This window comes from Microbispora sp. ZYX-F-249 (genome assembly GCF_039649665.1).
Classification (GTDB): Bacteria; Actinomycetota; Actinomycetes; order Streptosporangiales; family Streptosporangiaceae; genus Microbispora; species Microbispora maris.
In genome coordinates this window covers 148,183-164,741 of the sequence record NZ_JBDJAW010000009.1, presented here as the reverse complement: position 1 = coordinate 164,741, position 16,559 = coordinate 148,183, and the positions used below count along the sequence as shown (strand labels likewise).

At 70.8% G+C, this 16,559-nt stretch carries 18 protein-coding genes; 5 read left to right on the top strand and 13 right to left on the bottom strand.

Going from position 1 to position 16,559, the window contains the following annotated elements:
• Positions 1-6: 6 nt before the first annotated feature.
• From rph to AAH991_RS13955, 4 genes are all read right to left on the bottom strand, one after another.
• Entirely contained in the window at positions 7-723 is a 717-nt protein-coding gene (gene rph / locus AAH991_RS13970; protein ID WP_346226218.1) for a ribonuclease PH, read from the bottom strand.
• 5 nt (positions 724-728) lie between these two features.
• Positions 729-1,481 (bottom strand): MBL fold metallo-hydrolase, encoded by a 753-nt coding sequence (locus AAH991_RS13965; RefSeq protein WP_346226217.1) that lies wholly within the window; start codon positions 1,479-1,481, stop codon positions 729-731.
• Positions 1,478-2,311: a glutamate racemase gene (murI, locus tag AAH991_RS13960; protein ID WP_346226216.1), complete on the bottom strand. Its 834-nt coding sequence runs from the start codon at positions 2,309-2,311 to the stop codon at positions 1,478-1,480. Before murI ends, AAH991_RS13965 begins: the two co-directional genes overlap by 4 nt.
• A 79-nt stretch (positions 2,312-2,390) precedes the next feature.
• Positions 2,391-3,185 (bottom strand): thioesterase family protein, encoded by a 795-nt coding sequence (locus AAH991_RS13955; RefSeq protein ID WP_346226215.1) that lies wholly within the window; start codon positions 3,183-3,185, stop codon positions 2,391-2,393.
• Positions 3,186-3,355: 170 nt separating this feature from the next.
• Here AAH991_RS13955 and AAH991_RS13950 point away from each other — a divergent pair, with 170 nt between their 5' ends.
• Entirely contained in the window at positions 3,356-4,978 is a 1,623-nt protein-coding gene (locus AAH991_RS13950) for a DUF3352 domain-containing protein (RefSeq protein ID WP_346226214.1), read from the top strand.
• A gap of 271 nt (positions 4,979-5,249) precedes the next feature.
• Here AAH991_RS13950 and AAH991_RS13945 read toward each other — a convergent pair whose 3' ends face one another.
• The 5 genes from AAH991_RS13945 to clpS form a co-directional block, all read right to left on the bottom strand.
• Entirely contained in the window at positions 5,250-6,197 is a 948-nt protein-coding gene (locus AAH991_RS13945; RefSeq protein WP_346226213.1) for a PLP-dependent cysteine synthase family protein, read from the bottom strand.
• Complete coding sequence (locus tag AAH991_RS13940; protein WP_169981986.1) at positions 6,198-6,476, bottom strand: MoaD/ThiS family protein; 279 nt, start codon at positions 6,474-6,476, stop codon at positions 6,198-6,200. It lies immediately after the preceding gene.
• A 273-nt stretch (positions 6,477-6,749) separates the two neighbouring features.
• Complete coding sequence (locus tag AAH991_RS13935; protein ID WP_346226212.1) at positions 6,750-7,166, bottom strand: M67 family metallopeptidase; 417 nt, start codon at positions 7,164-7,166, stop codon at positions 6,750-6,752.
• Between the two features lie 10 nt (positions 7,167-7,176).
• Positions 7,177-7,701 (bottom strand): DUF2017 domain-containing protein, encoded by a 525-nt coding sequence (locus tag AAH991_RS13930; protein ID WP_346226265.1) that lies wholly within the window; start codon positions 7,699-7,701, stop codon positions 7,177-7,179.
• Positions 7,701-7,988 (bottom strand): ATP-dependent Clp protease adapter ClpS, encoded by a 288-nt coding sequence (gene clpS, locus AAH991_RS13925; RefSeq protein WP_346226211.1) that lies wholly within the window; start codon positions 7,986-7,988, stop codon positions 7,701-7,703. Before clpS ends, AAH991_RS13930 begins: the two co-directional genes overlap by 1 nt.
• Before the next feature lie 39 nt (positions 7,989-8,027).
• On the opposite strand from clpS, the gene AAH991_RS13920 reads away from it, so the two are divergent.
• The 3 genes from AAH991_RS13920 (at position 8,028) to AAH991_RS13910 (ending at position 10,784) form a co-directional block, all read left to right on the top strand.
• Entirely contained in the window at positions 8,028-9,311 is a 1,284-nt protein-coding gene (locus AAH991_RS13920) for a nicotinate phosphoribosyltransferase (RefSeq protein ID WP_428833985.1), read from the top strand.
• A gap of 64 nt (positions 9,312-9,375) precedes the next feature.
• Positions 9,376-9,948, top strand: coding sequence for a nicotinamidase (locus AAH991_RS13915; RefSeq protein ID WP_346226210.1), 573 nt, complete (start codon positions 9,376-9,378; stop codon positions 9,946-9,948).
• A gap of 191 nt (positions 9,949-10,139) precedes the next feature.
• Entirely contained in the window at positions 10,140-10,784 is a 645-nt protein-coding gene (locus AAH991_RS13910; protein WP_346226209.1) for a hypothetical protein, read from the top strand.
• Between the two features lie 24 nt (positions 10,785-10,808).
• Here AAH991_RS13910 and AAH991_RS13905 read toward each other — a convergent pair whose 3' ends face one another.
• On the bottom strand, positions 10,809-11,645 hold the full coding sequence (locus AAH991_RS13905; protein ID WP_346226208.1) for a hypothetical protein: 837 nt from the start codon (positions 11,643-11,645) through the stop codon (positions 10,809-10,811).
• Positions 11,642-12,142 (bottom strand): SigE family RNA polymerase sigma factor, encoded by a 501-nt coding sequence (locus tag AAH991_RS13900; RefSeq protein ID WP_346226207.1) that lies wholly within the window; start codon positions 12,140-12,142, stop codon positions 11,642-11,644. The genes AAH991_RS13905 and AAH991_RS13900 overlap by 4 nt, the downstream gene beginning before the upstream one ends.
• Before the next feature lie 377 nt (positions 12,143-12,519).
• Between AAH991_RS13900 and AAH991_RS13895 the strand changes: the two genes are divergently transcribed.
• Positions 12,520-13,398, top strand: a complete 879-nt coding sequence (locus AAH991_RS13895; protein ID WP_346226206.1) for a coiled-coil domain-containing protein — start codon at positions 12,520-12,522, stop codon at positions 13,396-13,398.
• A 66-nt stretch (positions 13,399-13,464) separates the two neighbouring features.
• On the opposite strand, the gene AAH991_RS13890 is transcribed toward AAH991_RS13895, so the two are convergent.
• Positions 13,465-15,219: a DEAD/DEAH box helicase gene (locus AAH991_RS13890; protein WP_346226205.1), complete on the bottom strand. Its 1,755-nt coding sequence runs from the start codon at positions 15,217-15,219 to the stop codon at positions 13,465-13,467.
• A gap of 403 nt (positions 15,220-15,622) precedes the next feature.
• A complete protein-coding gene (locus tag AAH991_RS13885) occupies positions 15,623-16,150 on the bottom strand; it encodes a hypothetical protein (RefSeq protein WP_346226204.1) in 528 nt (175 codons plus the stop codon).
• Between the last annotated feature and the right edge of the window lie 409 nt (positions 16,151-16,559).

Here is a 16,559-nt window from a genome sequence, read left to right as displayed (position 1 = left end):
CGATGTTCAGGAGAGGGCTTCCGTCTGGAGGCGGGTGAGCTCGGCGCAGCCGGCGGCGGCCAGGTCGAGCAGGCCGTTGAGCGCCGTCCGGTCGAACGGCGTGCCCTCGGCGGTGCCCTGCACCTCGACGTAGTCGCCCCTGCCGGTCATCACCACGTTCATGTCGGTTTCGGCCTTGACGTCCTCGCTGTAGTCGAGGTCGAGCATCGGCTCGGTGCCGACGACGCCGACCGAGACGGCGGCGACCGAGTTCACCAGGGGGTCGCCGGGGCACATCCGGCGCTGCCGCATCCAGGCGATGGCGTCGGCGAGGGCGACGTACGCGCCGGTGATGGCGGCGGTACGGGTGCCGCCGTCGGCCTGCAGCACGTCGCAGTCGAGCACGACGGAGTTCTCCCCCAGGGCCTTGTAGTCGACGCAGGCCCGCAGGGACCTGCCGATCAGCCGGGAGATCTCGTGGGTGCGCCCGCCGATCTTGCCGCGGACCGACTCTCGGTCGCTGCGGGTGTTGGTCGCCCGGGGCAGCATGGCGTACTCGGCCGTCACCCAGCCGAGGCCGCTGCCCTTGCGCCAGCGGGGCACGCCGCTTTCCACCGTCGCGGCGCACAGCACCCTGGTGCCCCCGAACTCCACCAGTACGGAACCCTCCGCGTGGGCGAGCCAGTTCCGGGTGATGGTCACGGGGCGAAGCTGGTCGGAACGACGACCGTGTGAACGAGCCATACGGGTCACCCTAGGTCATACACGGCCCCGCTCCGTGCCAACTCCATCGGGCCGCCGAAGCCGCCGCGTGAGGCGTCCTCCAGGATGCGGGACTTGTCGTACCACGGGACGAGATGGGTGAGGACGAGCGCGGCCGCGTCGGCGCGGGCGGCGTGCTCGGCCGCCTGCCTGCCGCTCAGGTGCAGGCCGGGGGTCAGGTCCGGCTCGTCGAGGAAGGACGCCTCGCACAGGAGCACGTCGGCCTCGTGGGCCAGCTTGACCAGTTCGGCCGACTCGCCGGTGTCCGCCGAGTAGGCGACGGACCTGCCCTGGTGGGTGACGCGGAAGCCGTAGGTCTCCACGGGGTGGTTCATCGTGGCGGCCGTCACCTCGAACGGGCCGACGTGGCGGGTGCCGGGCGACAGCCGTACGAAGTCGAAGGAGTTCTCGAGCACCGGCTCGTCCGGCATCGCGTATGCCGCGTTGAGCCGCTTCGAGGCGCCGGCGGGGGCGTGGACGGGCACCTTCGGCAGCGGGCCGTCGGGGGTGTAGGTGCGCACGACGTGGTAGGCGCACAGGTCGAGGCAGTGGTCGGCGTGCAGGTGGGACAGGAGGATGGCGTCGACCTCGTAGAGCCCGGCGTGCCGCTGGAGCGCGCCGAGCGAGCCGTTGCCGAAGTCGAGCAGCAGCCGGAAGCCCTCGGCCTCCAGCAGGTAGCAGGAGGACGGGCTGTCGGGGCCGGGGAAGCTGCCCGAGCATCCGATGATCGTCAACTTCATCGCGAACTCCCTACGCCGGTGACGTCGCCGATGCCGGGGGCCGTCCGCTCCACCGACTGGAGCTCGGGGCCGAGGAAGCGCTGCCCGAGCCGCGCGAACAGCTCGGTGTCGCCGGTCGCCCGGAAGCGGTGCTCCGGCTCGCCCGCGCCGTTGGACAGCCCGCGGTCGTGCAGGATGCGGTAGACGTCCTTGGCCGTCTCCTCGGCGCTGGACACCAGCGTCACCCCGTCGCCCGCGACGTACGACAGGGCGCCGGTGAGCAGCGGATAGTGCGTGCAGCCGAGGATGAGCGTGTCGCAGCCGGCGTCCTGGATCGGTTTGAGGTAGCCCCTCACCACTTCGATGAGGTCCTCGCTCATCGTCTCGCCCCGCTCGACGAACTCCACGAGCAGGGGGGCGGCCACCGCGACCAGCTCGACGTCGGGGGCGGCGGCGAAGGCGTCGTGGTAGGCCATCGATTCGATGGTGGCCCGCGTGGCGATCACGCCGACCCTGCCGTTCCTCGTGGCTCGCACGGCCCGCCGGGTGGCGGGCTGGATCACCTCGACGACCGGGACGTCGTAGCGCTCCCTGGCGTCCCTGAGCACCGCCGAGCTCGCGCTGTTGCACGCGATGACCAGCATCTTCACGTCGTGCTCGACCAGGTGGTCCATGACCTCCAGCGCGTACGCGCGGAGCTCGGCGATGCTCTTGGGCCCGTACGGCTGGTGGGCCGTGTCGGCCACGTAGAAGATCGATTCGTGGGGCAGCTGGTCGATGATCGCCCGGGCGACGGTCAGGCCGCCCACCCCGCTGTCAAAGATCCCGATCGCCCTGGTGTTGTCCGGCACGCTTCCCAAGGTTAGGGGAACGGCCCCCGCCGCTCGGGGTAAGAATGCTCACAACGCGCGCCCCGCGAGGGGACGGGGCTCAGCCCCGGCCGAGGCGGGCGAGCTGGCGGGACTGGGCGACCAGCCGTCCCGCCGAGTCCCACACCTCGACCTCCTCGTCGAACCAGCCGTCGCTGATCAGCCGTCCGCCGCCGAGCAGGGTCAGCCATCCCGGCGCGGGCAGGGCCCGCAGGTGCCAGGTCAGCTCCACCGTCGGAGCCCACCCCCGCGCCCCCGCGGAGAACACGACCGGCGGCAGCGCGTCCACCGCCAGCGCCAGCACGTACGGATCGGGGTCCTGCGGCTCCGCGAGGCGGAAGTACGCCCGCGACTCCGGCCGGCCGGTCGGCTCGCCGGCGAGCCAGCCGATCGTGGGCGGGTCGAACGCCATCTCGATCTGGGCGTTGAAGTTCATGTTCGACTCGGGCTTGGGATCGGGCAGGCGCACGCAGTCCGCCAGGTCCGGCATCGCGGCCGACGGGCCGTCCGCCCAGTCCGGCGCCGCCGCCTCGTCCAGCGTCGCGGTCGTGACGAGCATCTCGATGAACGACTCACCGTCCTGCACGAGCCTCGCCCGGGTCATCGCCGCCGTACGGCCCGCCTTGAGCGGCTCGAGGAGCACCCGGGCGGGGCCCGGCCGGGCCACCCGGAGGAACTGGGCGCCGGTGGAGACCGGGTGCGCGTGCGGAGAGGCGTCAACCACGGCGCGCAGCATCGTGGCCATGAGGTAGCCGCCGTTCAGCGGCCCTCCGATGGAGTATCCGTCGTCGAGACACACGTCGTAGGTGGTGTCGTCGACCCGGATGGCCTGCGTCGCCTCGTCGAACTTGGTCATGCGCCCCTCGCCGCTCTACCGAATTTTGTTCTGGTGATTACTCTAGCGTGGCACTCGGGCGGACCTTCCGGCGGCTCGCGGTCACGCGGTCAAGCGGCCTGCAAGCGCGCCGCTACCGGCCGGTCCTACCTTCGCGGCGTACCTGACGACGACGCATGTGAGTGAGCCCCATGTCCCCCGACACCTCCCCGCGCGGCCCGAGCCCCTGGCAGCCGCGTGACGAACCCGACCTCGACCGCACCGTCGCCTACCGCGTTCCCCGCCCGCCCACGGGCGGCGAGGCGCACACCGTGCGGATGCCGTCCTGGACCGAGCCCGAGGAGATCGGCTCCGTCACCCTGGCCGCCCCGCCGTCTGCCCCGGGGCGGGCCCGGCGGGCGCGCGGCTGGATCGTCGCGCTGGTGGCCGCCGTTCTCGTCGGCCTGGTCGGCGGCGGCGGAGTGTGGGCCGCCTCGAAGCTCAGCGGCGGCGGCACGCAGCCGCAGGACGTGCTGCCCGCGAACGCGCTGGCCTACGTCCGGCTCGACCTCGACCCGGCGGCCGGGCAGAAGCTCGCGTTGTTCGGCATCGCCCGCAAGTTCTCGGCCACCCGCGACTCCTTCGGCGGTGACGACCCGCGCAAGGCCCTCGTGACCGCGCTGCAGAAGGACGGCCCCGGACTTCCCGACATCGACTACGCCAGGGACGTCGAGCCCTGGCTCGGCGACCGCGTCGGCCTCGCCGTGCTTCCGGCGGCCGACGGCGGCGACCCCGTCGGGGCGCTCGCCGTACAGGTGAAGGACGAGGCGGCGGCCCGGACCGGCATCGGCAAGCTGGGCCTCGGCGACGGGAAGGGCGGCCTGGCGTTCCGCGAGGGGTACGCCCTCATCGCCATGAGCCAGCGGCTGGCCGACGAGTACGTCACGGCCGCGCCGCTGTCCGGCGACCCGCGCTTCGCCGACGACCTCAAGGCGCTGGGCGAGCAGGGCGTGCTGTCGTTCTGGATGGACGTGGAGAAGGTCGCCGAGGCCGGCTGGGCCGGCGCCTCCGCCACGCTCGCGCTGCCGCAGCTGAAGGGGATGCGGTTCGCCGGCGCCCTCCGGTTCTCCGGCGACTACGCCGAGCTGGCCGGGATCACCCGCGGCGGGACGCCGACGAAGGTCCGGCCCGAGCCGGTGAAGATCGGCGAGCTGCCCGTCTCCACGGTCGCGGCGGCCTCGTTCTCGGGTCTGGGCGACATGCTGCGCGAGCAGTGGCCGTCGATCGAGCAGGCGGCGGCAGTCCCGGGCGGCGAGGTGCTCAGGCAGACCCTCGACGGGGCGCGCGCGCAGTACGGCCTGTCCCTGCCGGACGACCTCGTGACGCTGCTGGGCCGCACCTTCACGCTCGCCGTGGACGAGCAGGACCTGGACGGCCCGACGCCCCGGGTGGGCGCGGTGCTCACGACGGACACGGCCAAGGCGCGCGACCTGGTGAACCGGGTGCAGGCCCACCTGAACGGCATGGAGAGGTCCGCCGACTTCGCCATCGCCGAGGGCGACGAGCGCTTCGTGATCGCGAGCACCCAGGACTACGCCTCCGCCCTGGACGCAAGCGGCCCGCTCGGCGAGAGCGAGACGTTCCGCCTGGCCGTCCCGGACGCCGGCAAGGCCACCTACGCGGTGTACGCCGACCTCGACCGGCTGGAGAAGCTGTACCTGGACAGCGTGCCGGGCCAGGCGCGCCCGGACGTCGAGAAGCTGCGGGCGATCGGCCTGAGCGGCACCCACGGCGAGGACGGCTCGGCCTTCACCCTCAGGGTCGTGTTCAACTGACCCCCCCTCCTACGCCGTGATCTTGTAGTTAGTCGCACCGACGGCGGGTGAGCTGCGGTTCCACCGTCCCTGATCTTGCAGTGATAGGCGACACACTCGCCGTACCAGGCAAAACGCGATTCGTGATCTTGCACTTCTCGTCATAGTGCAAGATCACGAATCGCGTTTGCGCTGCTCTCGCAACTCCAGGCTGATCTCGTGCGAGATCACGAAGGGTCCGATCGCAGGTCAGCGGGCATGCGTGCGACAAACTACAAGATCACGGGGAAGGTCAGGCCCAGAGCTGGCCTTCGAGGCGGTCCTCCGCCTCGTCGAGGGTCCCCTCGTAGGCGCCGGTCGACAGGTACTTCCACCCGCCGTCGGCCACGATGAACACGATGTCGGCCCGCTCGCCGGCCTGGACGGCCTTGCGGGCCATGCCCAGAGCCGCGTGCAGGGCGCAGCCCGTCGAGATGCCCGCGAAGATGCCCTCGGCGGCCAGCAGCTCACGGGTCCGGCGCAGCGCGTCGGCCGAGGTCACCGAGTAGCGAGTGGTGAGCACGGACGCGTCGTACAGCTCGGGCACGAACCCCTCGTCCACGTTGCGCAGGCCGTAGACCAGCTCGCCGTAACGCGGCTCGGCGGCGACGATCTTCACGTCGGGCACCTGCTCGCGCAGGTAGCGGCCGACGCCCATGAGCGTGCCGGTCGTGCCGAGCCCGGCGACGAAGTGAGTGACGGTCGGCAGGTCCGCGAGGATCTCCGGCCCGGTCGACTCGTAGTGGGAACGCCAGTTGGCGGGGTTGCCGTACTGGTAGAGCATCACCCAGTCGGGGTGCTCGGCCGCGAGGCCCTTGGCCACCCGCACCGCCTCGTTGGAGCCGCCCGCGGCCGGCGAGGAGATGATCTCCGCGCCCCACATGCGCAGCAACTGGCGGCGCTCCTCGGAGGTGTTCTCCGGCATGACGCAGATCAGCCGGTAGCCCTTGAGCCGGGCCGACATCGCCAGCGAGATGCCGGTGTTGCCGGAGGTCGGCTCCAGGATCGTGCATCCCGGCGTGAGCAGCCCGTCCTTCTCTGCCTGCTCGATCATCCACAGCGCGGGCCTGTCCTTGACCGACCCGGTCGGGTTGCGGTCCTCCAGCTTCGCCCAGATCCGTACGTCGGGGGACGGCGACAGCCTGGGCAGACCCACCAGCGGGGTGCGCCCGACCGAGTCGATCAACGAGTCGAAGCGCATCTAGCGCGCTCCGCCCGCGACGGCCGGGAGCACGGTCACGGTGTCGCCGTCGGCGACGGGGGTGCCGAGCCCGCCGAGGAAACGCACGTCCTCGTCGTTCAGGTAGACGTTGACGAACCGGCGCAGCCCGGAGTCGTCCACCAGCCGGTCCTTCAGGCCGGGGTGGCGCGACTCCAGGTCGCCGATCAGCTCTTCGAGGGTCGCTCCCTTGGCGTTGACCGCCTTGGCGCCATCGGTGTAGCTGCGGAGGATGGTCGGAATGCGGACCTCGATAGCCATGTCGGCTCAATCTCCTTGATCAGGGGTCGTCATGATGGTGGGCGTTCACCTGAGTGAAACATGGTCAGGTGGGAGTCGATTCCAGCGGTCATCTCCCCGGCGGACCCGTACGGGCGCCTCGGCCGGGCGGCCGGGTCAGCGACAGTCGTAGACGACGACAGAAGGCGTGTGCGCGAAGAGGAACGCCTGAACAGGAGACTCCGGGCGTACCCGGCGCGACAGGACAGCCGGTGACGACACGGGACGAGCGTCATCGATGGGCATAACTTCAGTTTAACCGTACGACTCGACGATCTTGACTTCCTCCTCCGTGACGACGCCGTCCACGATCCGGTAGGACCGGAAGGGCGTCTCCTCCTCGGAGGCGGTCGAGACCAGCACGTAGTGGGCGTCGGGCTCGGAGGCGTAGCTGATGTCCGTACGGGACGGGTACGCCTCGGTGGCGGTGTGGGAGTGGTAGATCACGACCGGGACCTCGTCGCGGTCGTCCATCTCCCGCCACACGCGGAACTGCTCCATCGAGTCGAAACGGTAGAACGTCGGGGAGCGCTCGGCGTTCTCCATCGGGACGAACCGCTCGGGACGGTCGGACCCGGCGGGCCCGGCCAGGACGCCGCACGCCTCGTCGGGGTGGTCGGCCCGGGCGTGGGCCACGATCTTGTCGACCAGCTCGCGTGAGATCGTCAGCATGCTGGGAAACCTACCAAAGCGCCCTGACGAGGGTGTCCTGCAGGTAGGTCAGCCAGTCGTAGGTCACGAACGCGGGATAGCGGGGATCGTCCTCGGACATCGCGGAGATCTCCTCGTGGACCTCCTCGGTGACCTCCAGCCGCACGCCGAGCGCGAGCCGTACGTCGTTGAGCGCCCGCAGCCACGCCTGCCCCTGCTCGGCCGTGAGCGTGAGCCGTCCCGGCTCCGCCGTCTCCAGCAGCGTGGTCGCGTCGGCCCGCTTGCCGTCGCGCAGCGTCGCCTCCGTGTAGCGCCGGAACTCCTGCGCCGCCTCCTCGTCGTCGGCGTACGCCGAGGGGAACAGCCGCGCGAGCACGGGGTCGGCCGGCGGGGCCGCCGCGCCGATGCCGAGGGCGCGCTCCAGCGGGTCGTCGCCGGTCGTCCCCGGCTCGACCAGGCCGAGCACCTGCGACACCAGCGAGCGCAGGATCGACACCTCACCCGCGTCGAGGTGGACGGTCACCCCGTCAGCCGTCGCCCTGAAGCCCGTGCTCATCATTTGTCCTGCTGGACGGTGGCCCACAGGCCGTAGGAGTGGAGGATCTGCACGTCGCGCTCCATCTCCTCCCGGGTGCCGCTGGCCACGACGGCCTTGCCCTTGTGGTGGACGTCCATCATCAGCTTCTCGGCCTTCTCACGGGGATAGCCGAACACGGCCTGGAAGACGTACGTGACGTACGACATCAGGTTGACCGGGTCGTTCCACACGATCGTGAGCCACGGCAGATCGGGGCGCACGTCCGACGACGGACGCTCGACCTCGGCTGGAGCTGTGCTACCCACGTAACCATCCTGCACCACGACCGTCGTAGTCTTCGACACGTGCGCATGACCACGGGCACGGCCCTGCTGACCGACCAGTACGAACTGACGATGCTCCAGGCCGCGCTGGCGAGCGGCGCGGCGCACCGCCGGGCGGTCTTCGAGGTGTTCGCCCGCCGGCTGCCCGGGGGACGGCGCTACGGGGTCGTGGCCGGCACCGGGCGGTTCCTCGACGCGCTGGAGGACTTCCGCTTCGACGAGCAGGACATCGACTACCTGTGCTCGGCCGGGATCGTGGACGAGCCGACCGGCGAGTTCCTCGCGGGCTACCACTTCTCCGGCAACGTGTACGGCTACCGCGAGGGCGAGGCGTTCTTCCCCGGCTCGCCGATCATGGTGGTGGAGGGGACGTTCGCCGAGGCCGTGCTGCTGGAGACGCTGATCCTGTCGATCCTCAACCACGACTGCGCGATCGCGGCGGCCGCCTCCCGGATGGCCCAGGCCGCCGGCGACCGGCCGCTCATCGAGATGGGCTCGCGCCGCACCCACGAGCACGCCGCGGTCGCCGCCGCCAGGGCCGCCCACCTGTGCGGCTTCGCCTCCACCTCCAACCTGATGGCCGGTCACCTGTACGGCGTGCCGACCGCGGGCACCGCCGCCCACGCGTTCACCCTGCTGCACGACTCGGAGGAGGACGCCTTCCGCGCCCAGCTCGACTCCCTCGGGCGCGGCACCACCCTGCTCGTGGACACCTACGACGTCGCCAAGGCCGTACGCACCGCGGTGGAGCTGGCCGGGCCCGGCCTCGGCGCGGTGCGCATCGACTCGGGCGACCTCGCGGTGGTGGCCGTCGAGGTGCGCCGCCTGCTCGACGAGCTGGGCGCGGACCGCACGCGGATCGTCGTCACCAGCGACCTCGACGAGTTCGCGATCGCGGCGCTGGCGGCGGCGCCGGTGGACGCCTACGGCGTGGGCACCGCCCTGTCCACCGGCTCGGGCCATCCGACGGCCAGCCTCGTCTACAAGCTCGTCGCCAGAGAAGACCACACGGGAGCCCTCCAGCCCGTCGCCAAGGCGTCCGTCGGCAAGCCCAGCGTCGGCGGGCGCAAGTGGGCCTACCGCAGGACCAGCGGCGGCACCGCCACCGCCGAGGTGATCACGCGCGAGCCGGTGGAGACGGAGGACCGCCCGCTGCTGGCCGAACTCGTGCGGGACGGCAAGGTCGTCGGCCGCGAACCCCTGCAGGCCGCCCGCGACCGGCACCGGGCGACTTTGACGGAGTTGCCGTTGGAGGCGTGCAGCCTCTCCCCCGGAGACCCCGCAGTCCCTACTATCTTCAAGTGATCGCGGAGGACCGGCGCATGAGGACGACGCCGGTCCTCCGCGATCGCCACTGTGAGGTGATCCCATGAAGACCGCGCTCGTCATCGTGGACGTGCAGAACGACTTCTGCGAGGGCGGCAGCCTGCCGGTCGGCGGCGGCGCCGAGGTGGCCGCCGCGATCAGCCGTCACGTCCAGGAGCACGCCTACGACCACGTGGTCGCCACCCGCGACTACCACGTCGATCCGGGGGCCCACTTCGCGGCCGAGCCCGACTACGTCGACACGTGGCCGCCGCACTGCGTGGTCGGCACCTCCGGCGCGGACTTCCACCCGGCCTTCGACACCGCGAAGGTCGAGGAGGTCTTCAGCAAGGGCGCGAGGCAGGCGGCCTACAGCGGGTTCGAGGGCGCCACCGGGGACGGCGTGGGCCTGGCCGCCTGGCTGCGCGAACGCGGCGTGGAGGCCGTGGACGTCGTCGGGATCGCCACCGACCACTGCGTTCGGGCCACCGCCCTCGACGCGGCGGCCGGCGGCTTCGCCGTACGGGTCCTGCTGGACCTGACCGCGGGCGTGGCCAGGGAGACGACGGAGTCGGCGCTCGCCCGCCTCGCCGAGGCCGGGGTCGAGCTCACCGGGGAGCCCGTCCTCCGCTCCTGACCCGCGACGCCGGCCCCCGGCCCGGGCACTACCGCCGCGGACCGGCGGACGGTCAGGTGCGGTGGCCCGCCCCGGCTCCCACAGGCGGCCCGCCGGTCGCCCGCGGGGACACGACCGCGCGGAATCGGATGTCAACGCCTTCACCACGTAGAGCCATAGGTGTATTACCTAGAGCGACGACCCTTCGTGGATTGGCGGCCCCGATGTTCGCGTTCCTGCTCGGCCTCACCTGGCTCGTCCTGACCCCGGTCTGCGTCTGGCTGCTCTTCGGCCGCGGCCACCGGAGCCTGCTCCGCGTCACGGGCGCGCTGACGCTCGCGGCCCTGCAGGCGGCCACGATGGTCGTGGGGTTCAACCAGGAGGCCGCCCGGACCCCCGCCCGGACGGTCGCCGTCCGCGCCCCTCACAGCGACGCCGGCCGGCCCGCGGACGTGCGGCCCTCCACCGGTGCGGCCGCCGCGCCCTCTCCGGTCCCGACCGGCTCTCCCGCCTGCGAGTCCCGCGTCCTCAACCCCGCGGCCGTACGGCTGTCGTTCCAGGGCAGGGCCCTGCACGGCCTTACGGTCTACTGGCCCGCGTCGCCCGCGCAGTGCGACACCGCGACGGTGGCCGTCCACCAGGCCGGGCACCGGCTGCGCATCTGGGTGCAGGAGGGCGCCTCGGTCCCACGGGCGGGGCACCACGAGGGAGCAGCGCACAACGTGCCCGTGCGGGTGGAGCAGGGAACGGCCTCGCTCAGCCTCCGGCTCAGCCCGGTCACCCGGCACCACCGCCGCTACGTGGCCATCAACGGCCAGACCGGCGACAAGATCCCGTTGCGCTCCCGCGTCTCCTGACGAGCGGTCACCGCCCGTCCGGCCTCAGCCGGCCGGCGTCGACGTGCCCGCGACAGGGGCGTCGGTGGCTGCCGGGGGTTCGCCGTCCGGCACGGACGTGAACGGGTCGGCGCGGTCGTAGATCCCGGCGGCCCACCTGCCCGGTCGTTCACCGAGCATGGCCGCCAACCGGTCGCGTACCTCGGGACGCCACAACGCCCGCCCGTCGGCGAGCGCGGGCTCGTCACACTCCTTCGGCAGCGCCCGGCACGCCGCCTCCCGCACAGGCGCGTCCGCCGGAAAGACCCAGATCCGGATGGACTGCGGGCCCTTCAGCCAGCCGGACGGCGCCGACTTCCGGTCGTGGTGCCCGCCACCCGCCGAGTCCCCGCACCGTCCGGTCGTGCCGCCCTTCTCACCGCCCTTGAGCGGCATCTCCACGACGACCCATGCCCGCGGGTCGTCGCACACCACTCTGGATCCGGTGAAGTAGCTCGTCGGGGTGAAGGTCAGTGTCCGCCCGACGCCCATCGTCTCGAACCTCCATATGCGAATGGGGCGCAGGTCGAACTTCTCGGCTCCCAGCACCACCGGCATCGTGCCGGGAAGCTTCGGCCCCTGCGCCGCCCGGGCCGAATCGGTGGGCTGCGCCGCCACCGTCGTACGGTCGGCGCGGGGCTGGCCGGTCAGCAGGCCGTTTCCCAGCGCGACGGCGGCGACGGCGCAGGCCACTGCGGCCCCGGCCGTCACGGCCCGCTGGGTGCGGCGCATGCGCCGGCCCCGCCGGACGATCGCGTCGAGAGAGGCGGCCGGCTCCCGGCCGGCGGGTGCCCGGCCGTGCTCGTCCAGCAGAGCGCGCAGGTCGGTTTCGGTATGTCTCATCGCTGTGCCCTCTCCATGGTCATGGTCTGGACGTCCGGGTCGACGCGAAGACGGGTGAGAGCCCGGCTGAGCTGGGTTTTCACCGCTCCCAGTGAGCAGCCGACGATGTCGGCGACCTGGGCGAGCGTCCGTCCCTCGTAGTAGTGCAGGACGATCACCGCGCGCTGGCGCGGGGAGAGCGCGCCGATCGCGCTCCACAGCGCGGCCTGGTCGTCCACCTCGGCGGACTCGTCGCGTGGATCGGCCGTCTCGGGAAGCGTCTCGGCCGGGATCTCCCCGCGCCAGCGCCTGCGCCACCACGAGGCGTGGGTGTTCACGATGATCCGGTAGACGTACGGGTCGGGGTTGCCCTCGATCCGCCGCCAGGCGAGCCACGCCTTCGCGAGCGCGGTCTGCACCAGATCCTCGGCCGTGCCCCAGTCCCGGGCGAGGAGATACGCCATCCGGCACAGCCGTAGATGCCGCTGTGCCACGTATTCGGCGAACCCGTCGTCCATCGATCATCTCCGTCTCGTCGTCTCCGGCGATGACTACCGCCCGGGAGGCGCGTTCGGATGACAGGAGACCGCACGAAAGACACCGGCCGCCCATCGGCTGCGGCATGGCGCACGCCGTGCCGAGGTTGAAGATGCGTCATTCATTAATCGGGGGAAATGTGGACATGACGCACAGAACGCGCAGAGCCAGGTGAATACTCGTCACACCGGTAGCGAAATATCCTCACCCCGCCGGCCGGGCCTCACACAATCCGCCCTGAACATTCTCATCCCGGCGGCCTCCGAGCTGATAGCAATTACCTCCGCGCACCTGCCGCGCTCCTACCTTCCCCCCAGCGAGCCTCGGCTACGCTGCAAGCAGCCTCGGAGGATCAGACGTGAGGACAACACTCAGAGAACGCGTCGAGCGCCTGGAGAACGAAGTGGAGAAACTGAGCGTCGATTGCTTCAAGCAGGCAGCAGCACACGCGTACGACGCACTGCAGCCGAATTGGGAAAAAATCGATGCGATGAGCGATCGCCTGATGCGAGTCGAGCAGATCGCCGAGGAGACCAGAGCCGACGTCGGCGTTCTCAAGAGGCAGATGACCGTCGCCACTGTCCGATTCGACCGCATCGACAGCGAGATCGGCCGTTTGGATCGGCGCATCGACGGACTCAGCGAACGTGTCGAGGGCCTCACCGAACGCGTCGACGGACTCAGCGACCGCGTGGACGACCTCACGACCCGAGTCGAGGGCCTCACCGAACGCGTCGACGGACTGAGCGAACGCGTGGACGGCCTCACCACCCGGGTCGACACCCTCACAGACCGGATGGACGGCCTCACCACCCGAGTCGACGGACTCAGCGAACGCGTCGACACCCTCACAGACCGGATGGACGGCCTCACCACCCGAGTCGACGAACTCAGCGAACGCGTCGACACCCTCACAGACCGGATGGACGGCCTCACCACCCGAGTCGACGGACTCAGCGAACGCGTCGACACCCTCACAGGCCGGATGGACGGTCTCACCACCCGAGTCGACGGACTCACCGAGCGGGTGGACGGCCTAGGAGAGCGAGTTTCCACATTGACCGAACAGGTCAACACGGTCAGCCGCCAGATGGACACCATGGCGGCGACCAACGCCGCGATGTTCAAACTGGTCCTGGATCGATTGGATTCCCTGTCCGCCACGACACGGCCGGCCCACTGGCGGGAACTCCCCGAGGCAGAGATCGACGGCGACCCCACACAACGCTCCGTCTGACGAAGCCCCATCTGCGGCCCTCGGTTCGCTGTCCCGGTCAGGCGGCGAGCCGAGGGCCTTGGTGCGTCACCTGCGCTGGGTGGCCCACTTGCGGATCATCGCGATGCGCTCGCGGACCTGCTCGGCGGTGGCCTGGGCGATCGCGGGGCCGCCGCAGGCCCGGCGCAGCTCGGCGTGGATGACGCCATGCGGCTGCCCGGTGCGGTGGTTCCACGCGCCGACGAGACCGTTGAGCTCCTTACGGAGCTCGGCGAGCTGCTCGTGCGGCGCGAGAGCCGGGGCAGGCTCCTCGCTCTTCTTGGTCTTGCGCTTGGCCGCCTGCTGGTCGGCCTGGCGCTTGCGCAGCAGCGAGGCCACCTGGTCGGGCTCCAGCAGGCCGGGCAGGCCGATGAAGTCCTCCTCCTCCGGCGATCCGGGGGCGGCGGCGGTACCGAACTCGCCGCCGTCGAACAGCACCCGGTCGAAGGTGGCCGAGGCCTCCAGCGTCTGGAAGGGCAGCTCGTCGCCGAGCGCGTCGGGCTGCTTCTTCTCCTGCTGGGCCTGCTCCAGCAGCAGGTCGTCGAGGCCGTCCTCGTCGCGGCGGCGGCCCAGGACGTGGTCGCGCTCTTCCTCCATCTCGCCCGCAAGGCCCATGAGGACGGGCACCGAGGGCAGGAAGACCGACGCGGTCTCGCCGCGTTTGCGGGCGCGGACGAAACGCCCGACGGCCTGGGCGAAGAACAGCGGGGTCGAGGTGCTCGTGGCGTAGACCCCCACGCACAGCCGGGGGATGTCGACGCCCTCGGAGACCATCCGGACCGCGACCAGCCAGCGCCGGTCGGAGGCACCGAAGTCCTTGATCTTCTTGGACGCGCCCGGGTCGTCGGAGAGCACGACCTCGGCGCCCTCGCCGGTCACCGCGCGGATGTGCCGGGCGTAGGCGCGGGCCGCCTCGTGGTCGGAGGCGATGACCAGCCCGCCCGCGTCGGGCACGCCCCGCCGCACCTCCGTGAGGCGCCGGTCGGCCGCGTGGATGACCTGGCGGATCCAGTCGCCCTTCGGGTCGAGGGCGGCCCGCCATGCCTGCGAGAGCTGGTCCTTGGTCAGCGGCGTGCCGAGAGTGGCGGCGATCTCGTCGCCCGCACGCGTCCGCCACTTCATCTCCCCCGAGTACGCCAGGAAGATGACCGGCCGGACGACGCCGTCGGCCAAGGCCGGGCCGTACCCGTAGGAGTAGTCGGAGACACTCCGCATCGCCCCCTCGCCGTCCTCGACGTAGGTGACGAACGGGATCGGGCTGTCGTCGGACCGGAACGGCGTGCCGGTCAGCGCCAGCCGCCTGGTCGCGGGCTCGAACGCCTCGCGGACGCCGTCGCCCCACGACTTGGCGTCGCCGGCGTGATGGATCTCGTCGAAGATCACCAGGGTCTTGCGCGCCTCGGTGCGGGCCCGGTGCAGCGCCGGATGCATCGCGATCTGCGCGTACGTGACCGCGACGCCGACGTAGTCGCGGGAGGTGGCGCCCTGGCTGTTCTTGAACTCGGGGTCGATGCTGATCCCGACCCGGGCCGCCGCGTCGGCCCACTGCCGCTTGAGGTGCTCGGTGGGGGTGACGATCGTCAGTGCGCGCACGACCCCGCGGCTGAGCAGCTCGCTGGCGATCCGCAGCGCGTACGTCGTCTTGCCGGCGCCGGGGGTGGCGACGGTCAGGAAGTCGCGCGGCTCACGGCTGAAGTAGAGGTCGAAGGCCTGCTGCTGCCACGCGCGCAGCTTCGGGGCGGTGCCCCAGGCGGCTCTGTCGGGGTAGGACGGGGAGAGGTGGGACGCGGCCGAAACGCTCAACGACGCCTCCCCGAACTCATCGGAACACTGGTGTCTCTATCGGTTCGCTCCCTCACAGTGGATTCAGACTAGCCCGCCCGACCGACAGGACGTGCCCCGCACACGCGAGGCGGTCCGAAATCACCCAGTGTGGCACTGGCCACATGCCCGATAGGTTCTCTTGGCAACAGGAGAAGCGGCACCGTACCGGACGCCCGGAACGGCAATGAGCCGCCTCGGATCGCGACCAGTTTCTCGTGACAGGACAAGACATCGCGTGCCCGCGTCCCCCGCGACGAGCGCTCGGGGCGCACCACTTGAGCTGCTCACCCTGCGGTTCGGCGCGTGAGAGCGGCGAGGGCGGGGACCGCCAGAACCGTCCGGCTCCGGGGTCCCCGCCCTGGTCACACGCTTGAAATCACCGTTAGGAGTTGGGCGGAATCTCCGTCTGACCCGTGCAGGTCGCGGGCGCCAGCGGCGTGACGATGCTCACCCTGCAATCGGCGAAGAAGATCCTGCCGTCCGCCTTCCGCACGGTGACCCGGACCAGGCCGCCGGGGACACCAATGGTGGTCAGCGGATTGGCGGCCGTGGCCGCCGAACTCGGGGCCGGTGCGAGCGAGATGTCGTACACGAAGCCCGGGAACACAGACGAGAGGTTGACCCACCGTGTACCCGCAGTGTTGACCGGCGAGTGGACCCAGGGAATACCCCTGCGCGCCGACCCAGTCAGGACGTCCGTCTGCTGCACGGCGACAGGAGCTGCGCCGCCAGCGAAGTTGGTGACGATGTTGGCCGTGTCGAGGCGCGGGTAGACGACGGTCCTCCCACCCCCCGCCGGGCTCGTCGCCGCCTGCGTGGCGGGGGTGTTCTTCGCCGGGGCCGCACTCGCTGCGACCGCGCCCGACAGCCCCACGGTCGCGCAGGTCACCGCTGCCGCGGCGGACCACATCAGCAGGCGACCGGCGCCACGCGAACCAGAGGCCGAGCTGCTCCTACGAGAAATCAATTTGATTTCCCCCCATGGTGAGAGAATTGGTCTTTCCGGGTCACCGCGTTTTCGTGCGATGCGTCATTGAAGATACCTGTCAGGGGAAACGCGGGCAGCGCGCCACTTACTGGATAGCGGCAAACAGATGTTACGCCTACCTCAAAGCCGTCCCGGAGATCCCACTATCTCCTCTTATTCCACAGGCGAATGCCGGAGTGCCGATCAACACGCATATATGCAGCTTCAACCGGACAATCAGGAAAAACAGCCGGGCGGATATGCCGACCAACCGCTTATATCAATGGCTATTGGGGGCCGAACATGCGAAGAGTGGGCGACAGAAGGTTATTTCCGGACATCGGTGCAGGGC